Annotated in this window: 13 protein-coding genes; 8 read left to right on the top strand and 5 right to left on the bottom strand. The window is 70.1% G+C overall.

The window, feature by feature from the left end; translation table 11 throughout:
- Positions 1-10: 10 nt before the first annotated feature.
- From C3L37_RS17145 to C3L37_RS17135, 3 genes are all read right to left on the bottom strand, one after another.
- On the bottom strand, positions 11-1,459 hold the full coding sequence (locus C3L37_RS17145; protein WP_129115813.1) for a lipopolysaccharide biosynthesis protein: 1,449 nt from the start codon (positions 1,457-1,459) through the stop codon (positions 11-13).
- A 5-nt stretch (positions 1,460-1,464) separates the two neighbouring features.
- Positions 1,465-3,000: an alkaline phosphatase family protein gene (locus C3L37_RS17140; protein ID WP_129115812.1), complete on the bottom strand. Its 1,536-nt coding sequence runs from the start codon at positions 2,998-3,000 to the stop codon at positions 1,465-1,467.
- Positions 3,001-3,104: 104 nt separating this feature from the next.
- Positions 3,105-4,517, bottom strand: a complete 1,413-nt coding sequence (locus C3L37_RS17135; protein ID WP_129115811.1) for a sulfatase-like hydrolase/transferase — start codon at positions 4,515-4,517, stop codon at positions 3,105-3,107.
- Positions 4,518-4,658: 141 nt separating this feature from the next.
- Here C3L37_RS17135 and C3L37_RS17130 point away from each other — a divergent pair, with 141 nt between their 5' ends.
- From C3L37_RS17130 to C3L37_RS17100, 7 genes are all read left to right on the top strand, one after another.
- Positions 4,659-4,922: a hypothetical protein gene (locus C3L37_RS17130; RefSeq protein WP_129115810.1), complete on the top strand. Its 264-nt coding sequence runs from the start codon at positions 4,659-4,661 to the stop codon at positions 4,920-4,922.
- Positions 4,923-5,115: 193 nt separating this feature from the next.
- A complete protein-coding gene (locus tag C3L37_RS17125; RefSeq protein WP_129115809.1) occupies positions 5,116-6,078 on the top strand; it encodes a hypothetical protein in 963 nt (320 codons plus the stop codon).
- A gap of 1 nt (position 6,079) precedes the next feature.
- Positions 6,080-7,672: a sulfatase gene (locus C3L37_RS17120; RefSeq protein ID WP_129115808.1), complete on the top strand. Its 1,593-nt coding sequence runs from the start codon at positions 6,080-6,082 to the stop codon at positions 7,670-7,672.
- Positions 7,673-7,806: 134 nt separating this feature from the next.
- Positions 7,807-8,703, top strand: coding sequence for a glycosyltransferase (locus C3L37_RS17115; protein WP_129115807.1), 897 nt, complete (start codon positions 7,807-7,809; stop codon positions 8,701-8,703).
- Between the two features lie 103 nt (positions 8,704-8,806).
- A complete protein-coding gene (locus C3L37_RS17110) occupies positions 8,807-12,109 on the top strand; it encodes an oligosaccharyl transferase, archaeosortase A system-associated (protein WP_129115806.1) in 3,303 nt (1,100 codons plus the stop codon).
- A 161-nt stretch (positions 12,110-12,270) separates the two neighbouring features.
- The gene (locus C3L37_RS17105; RefSeq protein WP_228546303.1) at positions 12,271-13,233 is read left to right on the top strand and encodes a DUF368 domain-containing protein; all 963 of its coding nucleotides are present in this window, start codon (positions 12,271-12,273) and stop codon (positions 13,231-13,233) included.
- A gap of 427 nt (positions 13,234-13,660) precedes the next feature.
- The gene (locus tag C3L37_RS17100; protein WP_129115805.1) at positions 13,661-13,954 is read left to right on the top strand and encodes a PadR family transcriptional regulator; all 294 of its coding nucleotides are present in this window, start codon (positions 13,661-13,663) and stop codon (positions 13,952-13,954) included.
- 104 nt (positions 13,955-14,058) lie between these two features.
- On the opposite strand, the gene C3L37_RS17095 is transcribed toward C3L37_RS17100, so the two are convergent.
- On the bottom strand, positions 14,059-14,613 hold the full coding sequence (locus C3L37_RS17095; protein ID WP_129115804.1) for a class I SAM-dependent methyltransferase: 555 nt from the start codon (positions 14,611-14,613) through the stop codon (positions 14,059-14,061).
- 76 nt (positions 14,614-14,689) lie between these two features.
- Between C3L37_RS17095 and C3L37_RS17090 the strand changes: the two genes are divergently transcribed.
- Entirely contained in the window at positions 14,690-15,256 is a 567-nt protein-coding gene (locus tag C3L37_RS17090; RefSeq protein WP_129115803.1) for a GNAT family N-acetyltransferase, read from the top strand.
- Between the two features lie 53 nt (positions 15,257-15,309).
- Here C3L37_RS17090 and C3L37_RS17085 read toward each other — a convergent pair whose 3' ends face one another.
- On the bottom strand, positions 15,310-15,627 hold the full coding sequence (locus C3L37_RS17085; RefSeq protein WP_129115802.1) for an EthD family reductase: 318 nt from the start codon (positions 15,625-15,627) through the stop codon (positions 15,310-15,312).
- Between the last annotated feature and the right edge of the window lie 90 nt (positions 15,628-15,717).

Here is a 15,717-nt window from a genome sequence, read left to right as displayed (position 1 = left end):
TCGGCTCCCGTCAGCCCTCGGCGAGCGTCAGCTGCGGCACCGTGCGGCGGACCGTCTGCCGGAAGTGCCTGCTGACGGCGGACAGCGCGAGAAAGTACGCGACCGCGCCGACGCCGACGACGGCGACGAGTTCGACCCAGCCCGCGATGGGCACCGCGAACGTCGCGAGCGACCAGACCGCGCAGAACATGACCAGTCCGGCCGCGACCTGCTCGGCGACGGGTTTCGTGACGACGACGCCGCCGTACGCCGCGTGCGCGACGTACTGGTAGGCGACGACGCGGGCGGCCTCCGCGACGATCGTCGCCGCGATGACGCCGAGCAGGCCGTACGGCGCGCCGAGGCCGAACGCGAGCGGGAGGTAGAGGACGAGGACGGCGGCGTTCACCCGGAAGATGATCCCCGGGCGATTGGTGCCTTCGAGGACCGCCTCGAAGGGGAGCCGGTAGACGTTACACACCTGATAGAGCGCGAGGCCGACGAGCGCGAGCCCGGGGGCGTCGGCGAACGACGCGCCGAAGACGGTCGTCATGAGCGCGTTCGGGATCGCGAGCGCGCCGAAGAAGATCGGGATGGCGAGGAGGCCCGTGTACGACACGGCGTTCTTCAGATCCTCGCGCACCGCGCCGCCGACGGAGTCGACGCCGCTGGATTTGACCGCCAGCGCGTCCTGGATGCTCGCGGCGAACATCGCGGCCGGGATGACGAGGTTGTACGCGACCGTGTACACCCCGACCGCGCCCGCGCCGGCGAGCGACTTGACGATGAGCGGATCGGCGCTCAGATAGAGGTTCGTGAGCAGGGCGTTCGGGACGCTCCACCGGGCGAACTCGTAGACGCGGGTCGTCGTCTCGACGGTCGGAACCGCCGGCCTGACGCGCGCGGCGAGCCACGAGAAGGCGGCCGTGACGAGCGTCGCGATCGCGAGGCCGGCGACGAGGCCGAACGCCTCCAGCCCGAGCCACAGGAAGAGAAGCTGCAACAGGAACGTAAGCACGCTCCGGACGGCGTCGACCCACGAGGAGAGCGCCGGGTAGCCGATCCCGGAGTAGAGACGGTTCGTGACGGTGAAAAAGCCGAGCGTCGCGGTGACGAGGACGACGCCGTAGGCCAGTTCGGCCGTGTCGAAGTAGTCGACGGCGAACGGCTCGAAGGCGACGAACGCGACGAGCACGAGCGCGGTGAACGCGGCGTGGACGACGAGGCCGAGGCCGAGGAACTCCGGCGGCGCGACGGACACCTCGCTCACCCGCTTTTTCACCGCCGTCGCGACGCCGGCCGGCACCTGCGTGAGGACGAACGCGGCCGCGATGACGGTCCGATACTCGCCGAGCCCCACGTCGCCGAGAACGTTCGCGAAGATCACGACCCCGCCGAAGCCGATCGCCGCCATGAGAAACTTCGAGCCGGCGGCCAAGAGCGCCTCCCGACCGACCGACAGCGACGGGGCGTCCTTCATGTTCGTCACTCGATGTACCCGAGGTCCGCCAACCGATCCTCGACCGCCCCGTCGCGGTCTGTGCCGTCGAGGTCGCCCGGGCGCGTCCGGGGACGGGGGACCTCGTCCGCCGACAGGACGCTCGGCTCCGCGGGTTCCGCGAGCGCGTCGAGCCGGGCCTCGCCGTCGAACTCGGGCGAGAGGGGTTCGCCGAGCGCCGCGAGGATCGTCGGGAGCGCGTCGACGATCGACAGCCCCTCGATCGCCTCGCCGCCGGCGAACAGCGGGCCGTTCGCGGCGAAGATCCCCCGGTACCGGTGTTCGTAGTTGTCCGTCGGGCTGGTGACGCCGCCGGTCGGCGACCAGAGCGTCGTCGGGAAGAAGCCGGGGGCGGGGCGGGCGATCACGTCCGGCGCGTCGGGACCCGGGTTCTCGTACGCCTCCCCCGGGAGGAGCACGTCGCGGAAGATCCGCCGCCCCTCGTCGTCGGTGAGCTCCCGGAGGCCCTCCCTGATCTCCCGTCGGAGGGCGTCGGCGTCGTCGACCGTCGGGTGGTCGAACCGATCGTCGTTGACGTAGACGCAGCCGTACCTGAGCTGCCACGCCCGGGAGTTCGGGAAGTCGATCTGCGGGCTGGCGGCGGATTCGAGCGACGCGCCGACCGCCGTCCCCATGATGTGGTTGTGGACGCGGCGGATGAGCGCGTAGAGGCGGTCCGAGCGCTTCGCCGCCGCCCTCGCCGCGGCGACCGCCACGTCCGTCGCGCCCGTCGTCGTCTCCTCCTCCGCGAAGTAGCCCTCGTCTCCGAGCCACTCCGCGAGGTGGACGTTCGTGTGTTTGTGTTCGAAGCCGTGGTCGCTCAACAGGACGACGTTGTCCGCCAGTCCGGCGAGGTCGGCCGCCAGTTCGTCGACGAGTTCGACGAGCCGCGCGTAGAAGTCCCGGCGCGCCGCGTCGGAGGAGAGGTTCGAGAGGATGTGGCCGGCCCAGTCGGGCGTCGAAAAGAGGACGAAGCCGACGCGCGGCTTGAACGTCTCGAACGCCTCGCGGGCGAACCGGTGGCGGGCGGTCGAGATGCCGAGAACGTGATCGAGGTACGCCGAGGGTCTGACCTTCAGGCTCGCGTCGTGGTCGAGGACGTAGTCGTCGTAGGCGTCGAGCGCCTTGAGTTCGTCCGGGACCGCGTCGGCCTCGTCCCGCGCGAGCATCGCGGAGACGAGGTGGGCGTTCTCGGCGGCGGGGACGCGGCCGACCGACGCGGGGAGGTTGACGAAGACCGAGTCGTCGAGGAAGTCGTAGACCGCCGCGTCGGTCGCGTTCGGGCGGCTCGGCCCGACCTCGTAGCTCGCGTCCTGCCGGAGCATGTTCGAGATGCCGTGGCTGCCGGGGTCCTTTCCGGTCGCGAAGGAGGTCCACGCCGGGATCGTCGTCGGGGTGTCGACGCTCATCAGGTCGCCCGAGACGCCCTCTCCGCGGGTCCGACGGAGGAACGGGGCGTCGACGTCGAACCGATCCAACATGTTGTACGAGAGCCCGTCGAGCCCGGCGACGAGGAGTTCCATCGGCCCGGGGTACCGAGCGGACGGATATGTCACTTGCGGGTTCCTAGCGGTCCGACGGCGCTCGGTGGCGGGCGGACCGCGGCGTCACGGGTACCCGACCGGTCTCACAGGTACCCCAGATCCGCCAGCCGCCCGCGCGTCGCGTCGTCCACGTCGGCCCCGTGAGGGTCGCCCGCCGCCGACGCGCGGCGCTTGTACGCGGCGATTTCCTCGTCGAAGAACTCGGTTTCGAGGTCGTCGTAAGCGACTCCCCCCTCGACTCTCCGCTGCCAGCACGGACGATCGGGGTCGAGTTCGTAGCGCGCGCTCCCGCCGAGCGAGTCCCACTCCACCTTTTTCGAGCCCTCGTACACGCAGCGGAGCATCCGGTTCCAGTACTCGGGGTCCTCCGGCGGGTCCGCGATGCTGCTGCCGACGAGTTCCGCCGGGATCCGTCGCTCGGTCACGTCCGGCGTCTCGCCCGCCGCGAGGCCGACGAGCAGGTCGCCGAGCCGGAGGTGCGAGAGGTAGCCGCGCTCCCTGCCGTCGTACCCCGCCGGCGGGTCGACGACGTACAGCGGGACGTGCAACAGCGCCTCCGAGAGGCTGCTGTCGTGGCCGAAGAGGTAGTCCTCGGCGGCGTATCCGAGGTTCTCGCCGTGATCGGCGGTGATCACGAACGTCGTCTCGCCGTCGGTCGCCTCCCGCACCCGGTCGATGAAGCGGACGATCCTCCGATCGAGGTAGTCGATCGCCGCGCCGTACAGCTTCCTGTGGGTCCGCACGTCGGCTGCGTTGCGGTCGAACCCCGCCTTCCCGACGAGGTTCAGCTCCCACTTGTCGAAGTCGGCCGAACTCCACGCGTTCGACGCGTCGTGGAGCGACCGGTCGTACCCGAGGACGTGCCGCAGCGGCGCGTGCGCGTCCATGACGTTGGCGAAGAGGAAAAAGGGCTCCGTCGTCTCGCGGGCGGCCTTCGCCCCCTCGCGGGCGATGACGTTCGCGCCGTCGTCGAGGAGCTTCGGGACGGGAAGCCGCGCCAGCGCCTCGTCGAGCTGGACCGCCGCGCCGTTGGCGAGGCTCTTCGCGGGGTGGTCGTGGTCGAGGCACGCCTTCGCGAACGCGAGGAACTTTTTCGCGCCCTCGTCCCGGTGTTCGTACCCGAATCGGCCGACGTGGATGCCGTCGGGGAACCGCCGGTCGGGGGAGACGTCGCGGAAGTCGTCGAAGAGTCCGTCGAAGCCGAACGCCGAGGAGGCGTAGACGTTGGCGCTGACGCCGACGGCGCGGTGGTCCGGGAGATCCGCGAGGAACGTGTCCTCGCGGGCGATCCCGGAGAAGTCGCGGTTGTGGTCGTGGACGCCGTGTTCGGAGGGGAGTGCCCCCGTCATCACGCTCGCGTGGCTGGGGATCGACCACGAACTCGCGGCCCGACAGTCCTCGAAGGAAACGGCGGCGCGCGACCGGATCCGCGGCGCGTACTCGTCGAAGAAGTCCTTGCGGACCGTGTCGAGACAGATGAGAACGACGTTTCGCATCGGTGGAGGGTTGCGGGTGCGCGGTATAAATCGCTTGGCACGTCGGCGTCGGCCGGGTCGAGCGTCTCGCCGACGTGTTCTTTCTCAGTTATTACCGTAGAGAATGGTAAAATATACTAACATCTATCGCCATGCCCCGGTATGTCCGTCGAAACCGAACGATCGGCCGGGAGGGTGGCGTTCGTCGTCGTCCGCGCGGCCGTGCTGGCCGGCGCGTGGTGGTACCTCGCGGTCGCGCTGGCGCGCCTTTTCGACGCGGTCGTCGGGGTCGCCGGCCTCGACGGGCTGTCGACCGGCCCCGCCGGCTTCGCCGTCACCGCGAGCGCGTTCGTCGTCGCCTTCGGACTCGTCTTCTGCGCGGTCGCGTACTGGCACTATCGGGTTCGGCTGTTGGGTTGGCGGTGACGCCGCCCTCCCGTCGCGTCGTCGACCGCGGCGGGGGCTTTCGGACGCGTCATCGGCCACGTCGGAGGCTTTCGGAGGCGTCGGCGACGATGCCGAATCCGACGAACGTCTCTCGTCCGAACGCTCCCGGAGGCGACATGTGGAAGACTTTTAGCGTCCCGGCGCACGCGACACAGGTAATGGGAGGTCGCCGATGGGTCTGAGGGGCGCGGTTTCGCACGTCTGGAACGGCCTCCGGGGGAGCTACGACGATCCGTTCTGGTGGCGCGAGCGCGCCTGCGAGTTCCTCGTCGGGCCGATCCACGCCAACCTGTACCCCGGTCGCGGCGACGCCGTCCGCGTCGTCGACGAGGACTGGGACACGCTCGTCGTCCTCGACGCCTGCCGGGCGGACCTCTTCGCGGAGCGCGCGGATCTCCGCGCCTACGACGAGTACCGGACGGTCGAGAGCCTCGGCAGCACGACCCGCGAGTGGGTGCGGCGGAACTTCGCCGGCGGCACGTTCGGCGACGTCGTCTACGTCACCGCGAACCCCTACGTCTCCCGGGAGGCGGGCGACGCCTTCCACCGGCTGTACGAGCCGTGGATCGACGCGTTCGACGGCGACCTCCGCACGGTCCCCCCGGAGGCGGTCGTCGAGGCGGCGCGCCGCGCGCACGAGGAACACCCCGACAAGCGCGTCGTCGTCCACTTCATGCAGCCGCACCACCCGTTCGTCGGCGAGCGCGACCTCCGCTTTTCGGGCTGGCGGATCGAAGGCGAGGGCCACGGCGAGCCGACGGAGACCCACGGCCGTCCCTACACCCCGTGGGACGCCCTCTGGATGGGCGCGGTCGACCGGGACGACCTCTGGCTGGCCTACGGCGACAACCTGACGCTCGCGCTCGACGCGGTTTCGGATCTGCTCTCGGAGATCGACGGCAGGGTCGTCGTGACGAGCGACCACGGGAACATGCTCGGCGAGCGGACGTTTCCGCTCCCGATCCACGTCTACGGTCACCCGAAGGGCGTGCGGAGCCGCGAACTGGTCGAGGTGCCGTGGGCCGTCGTCGACGCCGGGCCGCGGCGGACGGTCCGCGCCGGCGACGTTCGATCCGGCAGCGAGTCCGAGCGATCCGACCTCGAAGAACGCCTCGCCGACCTGGGGTACGTCTGAGATGCGCCGGGGTGGACGTGCGCGTGAGGCGAGCGCGGACGGCCCCGCGACCGCAGCCGCGGCGCGAGGGCCGCCGACGCCGAACGTCCTGCTCGTCGTCCTCGACAGCGTTCGCGCGGCGAACGCGAGCGCGTACGGCCACGCGAACGAGACGACGCCCTTCCTCTCCGCGTTCGCCTCGCGGGCGACGCTGTACGAGCAGGCGCGCGCGCCCGGGTCGTGGAGCCTGCCGAGCCACGCGAGCATCTTCACCGGACTGCACGTCGCAGAGCACCGGATCACGGAGCCGAGCCACCGGCTCGAACCGGGGCACGCGATCTTCGAGTCGCTTCGCGAGGAGGGGTACGCGACGGCGGCGTTCTCGGAGAACCCGTGGCTCGCGACGATGGACGTCGGCCTCGACGCCGGCTTCGACGCCGTCTGCGGCCCGCTGAACGTGCCCTTTCCGGAGGCGGCGAACCCGACGGAGTTCACGGCCGCCGAGGGGCAGGGGCGGTACCTCGCGTTCCTGCGTCGGTGTCTCGAAGACGGCCGCCCGGCGAGGTCGGTCGCGAACGGCGTCGCGACGAAGCTCGCGTGGGACCACCCCCGACTCGTCCCCGGGTCGCTGACCGCGTCGGCGCCGGCGAGCGCCTACGTGGACCGCTTTCTCGACTGGCACGCGGAGCGGCGGGGGCCGTGGGCCGCCTGCGTCAACCTCATGGACGCCCACGCGCCGTACGAACCGGCGGAGGAGCACGACCGCTGGGGCGGAAAGCGCCTGCGAAAGCTCCAGAACGGCCTCGAAAAGCACGTCTGGTCGTTCCACGGCGGCCTCGCGCCGTGGTGGCAGTGCCGCGCGTTAGAGGCGCTGTACGACGGGGCGATCCGGGGGATGGACGCCCAGCTTCGGCGACTCGTCGGCGCGCTGAAGCGGCGGGGCGACCTGGACGACACGCTCCTCGTGATCACGAGCGACCACGGCGAGGGGTTCGGCGAGGTGAGCCGACTGAAAGGAATCCGGATCGCCGGGCACGTCGACGGGATCCACGAGGCGCTGTTGCACGTCCCGCTGGTGGTGAAGCTGCCGGGGCAGACCGAGGGCGAGCGCGTCCGGGAGCCGGCGTCGCTGACGCGGTTCCCGGCCGTCGTCCGCGCGGCGCTCGACGGGCGCTCGGAGACCGGCGGGTTCGCGGCGGGACCGATCGTCGCGTCCGCGCACGGGCTGACGGCGCCGAACGCGGCGCTCGCCCGGCGGTACTGCGATCCCGACGACCGTCGGCAGTTCCGGGGCGAACTCCGGGCGGTCTACGAGGCGGAGTCGGGATCGGGGTCCGGCGCGGGATCGGATGCGAAGGGGAACGCGGGCGGCGGCGATCGCGGCTCCGCGCTGAAGTACGCGACGTGGGAGCGGGAGGGGGAGCCGACGGCGGCGGCGACGGTCCGGTCGGTCGACGCGCGGACCTCGTACGTTCGCGCGCGAGAGGACGGCGGGCGCGTCGCGGACGCGTTCGACGATTTCGCCGACGCGAGGGTTCGGGCGTCGGGGGCGGGCGTAGAGGGGGTCGACGAGGCGACTCGGCGGCGGTTGCGCGACCTGGGGTACGCAGAGTGAGGGGCGCACCGGCGCGCCGCCCGAACGTCGGTCGCCCGAGAGCCGGTCGCCCGAAAGTCGCCCGGAACCGACCGTCCGAGCGCTCGCCCGCCGATCCGTCCCGTTTATGCGGTCGTACCGACACACTCCGGACGATGCCGCGGTACAGCGTCGCCGTTTGCAGTTACGAGATGGCCGAGACGGTCGAGCGGTCCCTCAGGAGCGTCCTCGATCAGCTCGACGACGACTTCGAGGTGGTCGTCGTCGACGGCGGCTCCACGGACGGCACCGTCGCGCGCCTGCGCGCGCTCTCGGACGCCTACGACTCCCTCCGGGTCGTCGCGCTCGATCCGGATCCCGACCGGCACCTCGGCGCGGATCGCCAGCGCTCGATCGAGGAGTGCCGCGGGGAGTACGTCCTCACGCAACTGGACGTGGACGATCGGTACGACCCGGTCGTGCGGGACTTCGTGAAGATCTACCGCGACCTCGAAGCGGGTGCCGATCGACCGTTCCTCCTCAGCGGGACCGGCATCAACGCGGCCCCGCGGGACCTCTACCTCGAACACCCGTACCGGAACCTCGCGAGCGCGGAGGACCGCGACCTCTGGCGGCGGCTGTTCGCCGCGGGCAAGATCCGCTGGCTCGAACACGAGCCGGTCCGCGAGCGGATCGGCTACGAGAAGTCCCTCCGCGACCGGCTCGAACGCGACTTCAGCGACAAGGTCGCCGACGCGCAGGTCGGGATCGACTTTCGCTCCTGTCTCCGGTGGAGCGCGCGCCACCCCCGGTACCACATCCTCGAAGAGCGCCGCGGACCGGTCGGCCGGGCCGCCAAGTCGCTGTACGATCTGCTGACGTATCCGGCGGCGTACTACGTCGCGCGCGACCGGCCGCGGTTCGACACGCCGGACGGCGTCCGCCGTCGGGGGACGCTGGAGCGGTTGATCGCGAGGGATCGAAAACCGCTCTCGGAACACGAAGCCGAACTCGGCGCGACCGTCGACCGGGAGGCGCTCTCCGAGCGGGGCCGAGAGCGGTTCTGTTTCTGATTGATTTCCGATATGTGCGTTCGCGTAGCCGTCGGAACCCGGTCGGCGAAAACCCGTGAGGAGATGACAAGGCTTATGCGCGTTTTGCCAGATTTTCCGGCAAATGAGTCTGCGCAGCGAGAGCGATGAGGGGTACGGGTCCTCGGCCCTCGCGCTCTTGGAACGCTGGTATCACGTCCCCGCCCTCGCGGCGATCATGGCGGTCATGCTGTGGATCCGCCTGCTCCCCTACGGGCGGTTCGTGCGGGACGGGAGGGTGCTGTTCTCCGGAAACGACGCGTGGTATCACCTCCGCGAGGTGAACTACACGGTCAGAAACTGGCCGGGGACGATGCCGTTCGACCCGTGGACGTACTTCCCCTACGGGACGAGCACCGGCCAGTTCGGCACGCTGTACGACCAGATCGTCGCGACCGTCGCGCTCGTGCTCGGCCTCGGCAACCCGAGCGAGACGCTCGTCGCGCAGGTGCTTCTCGTCGCGCCGGCCGTCGGCGGGGCGCTGGCGGCGATTCCGGTGTACCTGGTCGGCAAGCGACTCGGCGGACGGCTCGCGGGCGTCTTCGGCGCGACGATCCTGATGCTCCTGCCGGGGACGTTCCTCGCGCGGTCGCTCGTCGGCGCGGCCGACCACAACGGCGTCGAGCCGTTCTTCCAGACGATCGCCGTGTTCGCGCTGCTCGTCGCCTTCGCCGTCGCGGAGCGCGAAAAGCCCGTCTGGGAGCTCGTCGTCGACGAGGACCTCGACGGGTTGCGGAACCCGCTCCGGTGGGCCGCGCTCGCGGGCGTCGCGACGGGGGCGTACATGTGGGTGTGGCCGCCCGGCGTGCTCCTCGTCGGTCTGACCGGCGCGTTCCTCGTCGTCAAGATGGCGAGCGACACGGTCCACGGCGACAGCCCCGAACCCATCGCCTTCGCGGGCGCGGTCTCCATGGGCGTCGCCGGCGCGCTGATGCTGGTGCCGCTGCAGACGTTCGGGTTCTCCGCGACCCAGTTTTCCCTCCTCCAGCCGGCATTCGCGTTCGCCGTCGCCGGCGGCTGCGTCTTCATGGCGTGGCTCGCCCGCGAGTGGGAGGCGCGCGACCTCTCCACGTCGCTGTACCCCGTCGCCGTCTTCGGGCTCATCGCCGCGTCGCTCGCCGCGATCGCCGTCGCGCTCCCGGAGGTTGCCGGCCTGCTCCAGCGGAACTTCCTCGGGACGCTCGGCTTCAACGCCGGCGCGCAGACGCGGACGATCGCCGAGGCGCAGCCGTTCCTCGACCCGGGCAGCCTCCAACAGCGGGGACTCGACGCCACGGGCATGCTCGTGAGCGAGTACGGGCTGACCATCTTCTCGGGGGTGGCGGCGGTGACGTGGCTCGTGGCCAAACCGCTCGTCCGCGACGGCGGCAGCGAGCGGCTGGGCTACGTCGGCGCGGGCATCGCCGTCGTCGCGCTCGTCTTCCTCGCGCCGGGTGCGCTCCGGGCGGTCGCCGATCCGCTCGACGCGGCGCTCGGGGGCTTCCCGGTCACCGGACAGCTCGTCGGGATGTTCGTCATCAGCGCGCTCATCCTCGGCGCGACGCTCCTGAGCAGGTACCGCGCGGAGCACCTGTTCGTGCTCTCGTGGGCCGCGTTCATCACCGCCGCGGCGTTCACGCAGGTGCGCTTCAACTACTACCTCGCGCCCGTGGTGGCCGTGATGAACGCCTTCCTGCTCGGCGAAGTGCTCCGCATCCTGGATCTCCGACGGTCGGCGACGGCGGCCGTGGAGAACATCGAGGGGTACCAGGTACTCGTCGTGGCCGCCGTCGTCCTGCTCATCCTCGCGCCGGCGCTCGTCGTCCCCGTCGACGTTCGGAACACCGGGACGCCGCAGTACGACAGGAGCGCGACCGCGCTGAACGTCGCGGCGGGGCACGCGCCGGGCGACATCGCGAACTGGGACGACAGTCTCGCCTGGCTGGCGAACGAGACGCCCGCGGAGGGCACCTACGGCGGCGCGGACAACGAGATGGGGTACTACGACCGCTACGAGCGGACGGACGACTTCGACTACCCGGATGGCGCATACGGCGTGATGTCCTGGTGGGACTACGGCCACTGGATCACCGTCCAGGGCGAGCGCATCCCGAACGCGAACCCGTTCCAGCAGGGCGCGACCGAGGCCGCGAACTTCCTGCTCGCGCCGAGCGAGGAGCGGAGCGAACGCGTGCTCGAATCGCAGAGCACCGAGGGGAACCAGACGCGGTACGTGATGGTCGACTGGCAGATGGTGTCTCCCGATCAGAAGTTCACCGCCCCGGTCGTGTTCTACGATGACGAACAGCTCTCCTCGGGGGACTTCTTCGACTACGTTTACGACGAGTCGAACCGGGGCTACTCGCCGATCCTCCTCGCGAACGACCAGCGCTACTACGACAGCACGATGGTCCGCCTGTACCAGTACCACGGCAGCGCGATGGACCCCGCGCCGTTCGTGATCGACTGGGACGAGCGGACGGTCCCGACGCGGGGCGGGGGCGAGACGACGATCAAGGTGACGCCGCAGGAGGGCGAGACCGTCAAGACGTTCGACAACATGTCCGCCGCGCGCGAGTACGTCGAATCGGACGGCGACGCGCAGATCGGCGGCGTCGGCCCGTACCCCGAGGAGCGCGTGCCCGCGATGGAGCACTACCGGCTCGTCGACGCGAGCGACGCCTCGGCGTACGACGACAGCGGGTACCAGCAGGTCGCGCTCGCGACCGCGCAGGCGACCGGCATCCCGCCGGAACTCCTCACGAAGACCAGCCCCTCGTGGGTGAAGACGTTCGAGCGCGTCCCGGGCGCGACGCTCGAGGGCACCGGCGCGGAGCCGAACTCGGAGGTCAGGGCGACCGCGCAGATGCGGATGCCCGACGGGAGCACCTTCGAGTACGCCCAGTACGCCGAGACTGACGAGAACGGCGACTTCACGATGACGCTGCCGTACTCGACGACCGGTTACGGCGAGTTCGGCCCCGAGAACGGGTACTCGAACGTGAGCGTCCGCGCGACCGGGCCGTACCAGGTCGTCTCCGAGCCGACCACCGCGGACGGCGAGCGCGTCGTCTACAACGGCACCGTCGACGTGTCCGAGGGGAAGGTCGTCGGCGAGGACGGGAGTCCCGCGCGAGTGGAACTCGAACGGACGCCCGCCGACGAACTGAACGGGGAACCGGCCGACGGCGAGGAGCCGGTCCCCGGCGAGGACGACGGCCAGAACGGTAACGACTCGTCGTCCGAAAACGAAACCGACGGCAACGAGAGCGCGGCCGACAGCGACACCGATGACAACGACACAGAAAGCGGGAACGGTAGCGATGGTAGCGAGCAGACGAACGACGTCGGGGCGGCGTCCCTCGCCGAACCGCGCCCCGCGCTCGTCGCGAGCGCGGTCAGGTACTGAGGGCGGAGACGCCGACGACGAGCCTCCCGTCACCGACGGCGCAGGCGGCAGAGGCGACCGTAGCCGACGGTTCGGCGGACCGCGGCGCGGCGCGGCATCGACGGCGGACGCACCGACGGATGCGCTGACGGCGCGCAACCCGCGGCGACGGGAGACCGCCGATGGCGGGTGACGTTCGAACGGGGTTGCGAGCCGACGGGGTCCGCACGTGGATCGTCGTGTACCTCAAGGGCTTTTGCATGGGTGCCGCGGACGCGGTCCCCGGCGTCTCGGGCGGCACCATCGCCCTCATCACGGGGATCTACGAGCGGCTCATCGGCGCGGTGACGGCGATCGGCCCGGAGCGCGTTCTGCGGGTAGTAAAGGGGGTGAAGCCGAGCGAACGCCCGGACGCCCGGGACGCGTTCTTCGAGATGGACGGCCTGTTCCTCCTGGTGCTTGGGACGGGCATCTTCACCGCCGTCGCGACCATCACGCGCGCGCTCGAATTCACGCTCGAACACTACACCGTGGAGACGTTCGGGTTCTTCTTCGGGCTCATCGCCGCGTCGGCGCTCGTCCTCTACGGCGAGGTCAGGCTCGACACGCCCGGCAGGGTCGCGGCCGCGATCGCGGGATTCGTCCTCGCCTTTCTCATCTCCGGGGAGGCGGCCGGAAACCTCGGGGGGAGCTACCTCGTCGTCCTCGTCGCCGGGGCGATCGCGGTGAGCGCGATGATCCTGCCGGGGATCTCGGGGTCGCTCCTCTTGATCCTCCTCGGGCAGTACGAGCGCATGGTGACCACGCTGTCCGTGTTCATCGACAGCGTGCTCGCCGTCCTCACCGGCGGCGACGTGGGCAGGGTGGTCGAACCGGGAATCGTGGTCGTGACGTTCGTCACGGGGGCCGTGATCGGCCTCTTCACGATCTCGCACGTCGTCCGGTGGGCGCTGGAGCACTACCGCGAGGCGACGCTCGTGTTCCTCGTGAGCCTCATCGTCGGGGCGCTCCGCGCGCCGATCGTCGAGGTGAGCAAAGAGGCCGCGTGGACGACGGAGGTCGTCCTCGCGTTCGCCGCGGCCGGCGTGGTCGGCGCGGTCGCGGTCGTCCTCGTCGACCGCTACGCCGCGGACATCGAGTATTGAAGGCGGTGGGGCACCGCGATCCGTTCGCGACGGCCGAACGGGCGCGAAGTCGCCGCGCCGCTAGCGACCGGTTACCGCGAAGGAACGCGCGGTAGGGGCGCGTTACGAGCGCGTCCCGTCGCGCGATACCGACCAGCTGACTCGTCGAACGACGGCCCGCCGGCGAGATCGCCGACCCGCCGGTCCGGGTGTATGATCGGCTTACCCGCCGAAAGGGTCGCCGAGATGCGACTCGCACACAGTTCGTCGCGACGTCCGCCGCCGGAGGTGAACCCGCCCTCGGACGAGGCCGAGCCGCGATGGGAGGAACAGACCGAAACGAAGCCCGCGAGCGCCGAGGGGCGTCGGTTTCGTCCCTACGGATATTATTAACACTATGTAACATGCAGATAACTATGCGAGGGGGCGATCTATCCCACCGACAGGCATGTTCGACTTGACAGGGTTCCAGCGCGACCTCGTGTACGTGATCGCCGGCTTCGACGAACCGTCGGGGCAGGACGTGAAGGAAGAGCTCGAAACGCGGTTCGACGAGGAGATCAACCACGGACGGCTGTACCCGAATCTGGACGTGCTCGTCCAGCGAGGGTACGTCGAGAAGGGGACGATCGACCGGCGGACGAACTCCTACAGCCTCTCGGAGTACGGGCGCGAACAACTCGAGGAACGACGCAAATGGGAGAACCAGTACGTTTCGTCCGAACGGTTCGCGGAGGCGTAGCCGACGGGGGTCGGCCCCCGTCGAAGCGGTACCGACGCGTTTCTCACAGGAACCGGCCGTCTACCCGCTGAGCGTCGGCCGTGGGAGTGATACGACGCTCCGCCTCACCGGCGGGCGACGCAGACGAACGTCTCCGTCCTGGTCTCCGCCGACTCGATCGCGAACCCCGCCTCGGAGAGCGCGGCGACCGCGTCGGCGAGGTCGTACCGCTCGTCGACCGGCGGACCCGCCTCGCCCTCGCCGTCGGCCGACCAGTCGACGGTGACGAGTCGCCCGCCGGGGCGGATCGTCCGTCGAAGCTCGGCGAGGCTCTCCGGGCCCGCGAACTCGTGGTAGGTCATCGTCGAGAAGGCGGCGTCGAGCGCGCCGTCGTCGAAGGGGAGGTCCGCGACGTCCGCCGTGACGAACTCGACCGACTCGGGGACGCCTTTCGCGCGGTACAGGTCGTGCATCTCCTCCTGCACGTCGACCGCGTACAGCGTCTCGACGGCGGGGGCGACGTCGTCGGTGTAGAAGCCGGTCCCGGAACCGAGGTCCGCGACGACCGCGTCGCCGTGGGGACGCACGAGCGAGAGCAGCTCCTCGCGCGAACAGAACCGGTAGCGCCCTTCGTCCTCGAGCGCGTCGGCGCGCCCCACGTCGTAGGTGTGAAAGCCCATAGCGGACGTACGTCGGAGGTTACATTAAAAAACCGGTCACAGAAAGCATATACCGAGTCGTTACAACGGTCGCGGCATGGACGTTCGACGCGCAACCGCAGGGGACGCGCCGATGGTCGTGAACGTGGCGCGCGAGGCGTGGCACGAGGCGTACGAAGGGATCCTTCCCGCGGAGGTGATCGACCGGACGCTCGACGAGTGGTACGACGAGGAGACGATTCGAGCGGAGATCGACGGCGAGGACCCGTTCTACGTCGGCGCGGACGCGAGCGAGATCGTCGCCTTCGCCCACGGCGGCGTCGACGGCGAGGGTCGCGCGATCCTCCACCGGATCTACGCTCGACGCGTGTTCTGGTACAGCGGCATCGGAAGCTGGCTGCTCGCCGCGGTCGCCGCGAACCTCTGGGACGCGGGCCACGAAGAGCTCCGGGCGGTCGTCCTCGCGGACAACCGGGTCGGGCGGAAGTTCTACGAGGCGCGCGGGTTCGAAGAGGTCGAACGGCGGAGCGCGCGCTTCGGCGAGACGACCGCGGAGGAGTTCGTGCTCGCCGCGCCGCTGGAGTCGCTGTTCGACCGCGAGCGAGGATACGTCGACCGCGTCCGGCCGGAACACGAAGGGTCGAAACGGAAGTCGTACCCGTAGACGGGGGACGACGCCGCAGGTTCGGAACGCTCGGCCGGCGAGCCGGACGGGTCTCAGACCTCGAACTGAACCGTCTCGTCGACGACGAGCCGCGGGCCCGCCCCCACCTCGATGAAGTTCTCGGCGTCGGCCATCGTCCGTTCGCCGGCCTCGGAGTCGAACGCCGCCGCGAGCGCCGCCGTGTCTTCGAAGACGAGTTCGAGGACGCCGTCGTAGCCCGCGCGCTCGGGGTCCTTCGGCACCGAGGTGACGTACCGTCGCAGCCCCGGAAGCTCCTTCGCGATCGGACCGTGGGTCTCGAACCAGTAGTCGACGAACTCGTCGTGGGACAGTCCCTCCTTGCGGACCAGCAGTTCGATCAGTTTGACCATACCGTTCGAACGATCATGCAAGACTTCGCTCTACCGGTGCGCGGCGGCGGCGGGGCGAACGCCTGCCGCCGAAGTCAGGGTTAAATCCCT

It is taken from the genome of Halegenticoccus tardaugens, from assembly GCF_004116405.1.
Classification (GTDB): domain Archaea; phylum Halobacteriota; class Halobacteria; order Halobacteriales; family Haloferacaceae; genus Halegenticoccus; species Halegenticoccus tardaugens.
Note: the sequence above shows the minus strand (reverse complement) of the source record. Positions and strands in the feature narration are given on the sequence as shown.

What these genes read in the sequence shown, in the direction of transcription:
- C3L37_RS17145 (WP_129115813.1), bottom strand. Translation starts at nt 1,459, where the DNA reads ATGAAGGACGCCCCGTCGCTGTCGGTCGGTCGGGAGGCGCTCTTGGCC.
- C3L37_RS17140 (WP_129115812.1), bottom strand. Translation starts at nt 3,000, where the DNA reads ATGGAACTCCTCGTCGCCGGGCTCGACGGGCTCTCGTACAACATGTTG.
- C3L37_RS17135 (WP_129115811.1), bottom strand. Translation starts at nt 4,517, where the DNA reads ATGCGAAACGTCGTTCTCATCTGTCTCGACACGGTCCGCAAGGACTTC.
- C3L37_RS17130 (WP_129115810.1), top strand. Translation starts at nt 4,659, where the DNA reads ATGTCCGTCGAAACCGAACGATCGGCCGGGAGGGTGGCGTTCGTCGTC.
- C3L37_RS17125 (WP_129115809.1), top strand. Translation starts at nt 5,116, where the DNA reads ATGGGTCTGAGGGGCGCGGTTTCGCACGTCTGGAACGGCCTCCGGGGG.
- C3L37_RS17120 (WP_129115808.1), top strand. Translation starts at nt 6,080, where the DNA reads ATGCGCCGGGGTGGACGTGCGCGTGAGGCGAGCGCGGACGGCCCCGCG.
- C3L37_RS17115 (WP_129115807.1), top strand. Translation starts at nt 7,807, where the DNA reads ATGCCGCGGTACAGCGTCGCCGTTTGCAGTTACGAGATGGCCGAGACG.
- C3L37_RS17110 (WP_129115806.1), top strand. Translation starts at nt 8,807, where the DNA reads ATGAGTCTGCGCAGCGAGAGCGATGAGGGGTACGGGTCCTCGGCCCTC.
- C3L37_RS17105 (WP_228546303.1), top strand. Translation starts at nt 12,271, where the DNA reads ATGGCGGGTGACGTTCGAACGGGGTTGCGAGCCGACGGGGTCCGCACG.
- C3L37_RS17100 (WP_129115805.1), top strand. Translation starts at nt 13,661, where the DNA reads ATGTTCGACTTGACAGGGTTCCAGCGCGACCTCGTGTACGTGATCGCC.
- C3L37_RS17095 (WP_129115804.1), bottom strand. Translation starts at nt 14,613, where the DNA reads ATGGGCTTTCACACCTACGACGTGGGGCGCGCCGACGCGCTCGAGGAC.
- C3L37_RS17090 (WP_129115803.1), top strand. Translation starts at nt 14,690, where the DNA reads ATGGACGTTCGACGCGCAACCGCAGGGGACGCGCCGATGGTCGTGAAC.
- C3L37_RS17085 (WP_129115802.1), bottom strand. Translation starts at nt 15,627, where the DNA reads ATGGTCAAACTGATCGAACTGCTGGTCCGCAAGGAGGGACTGTCCCAC.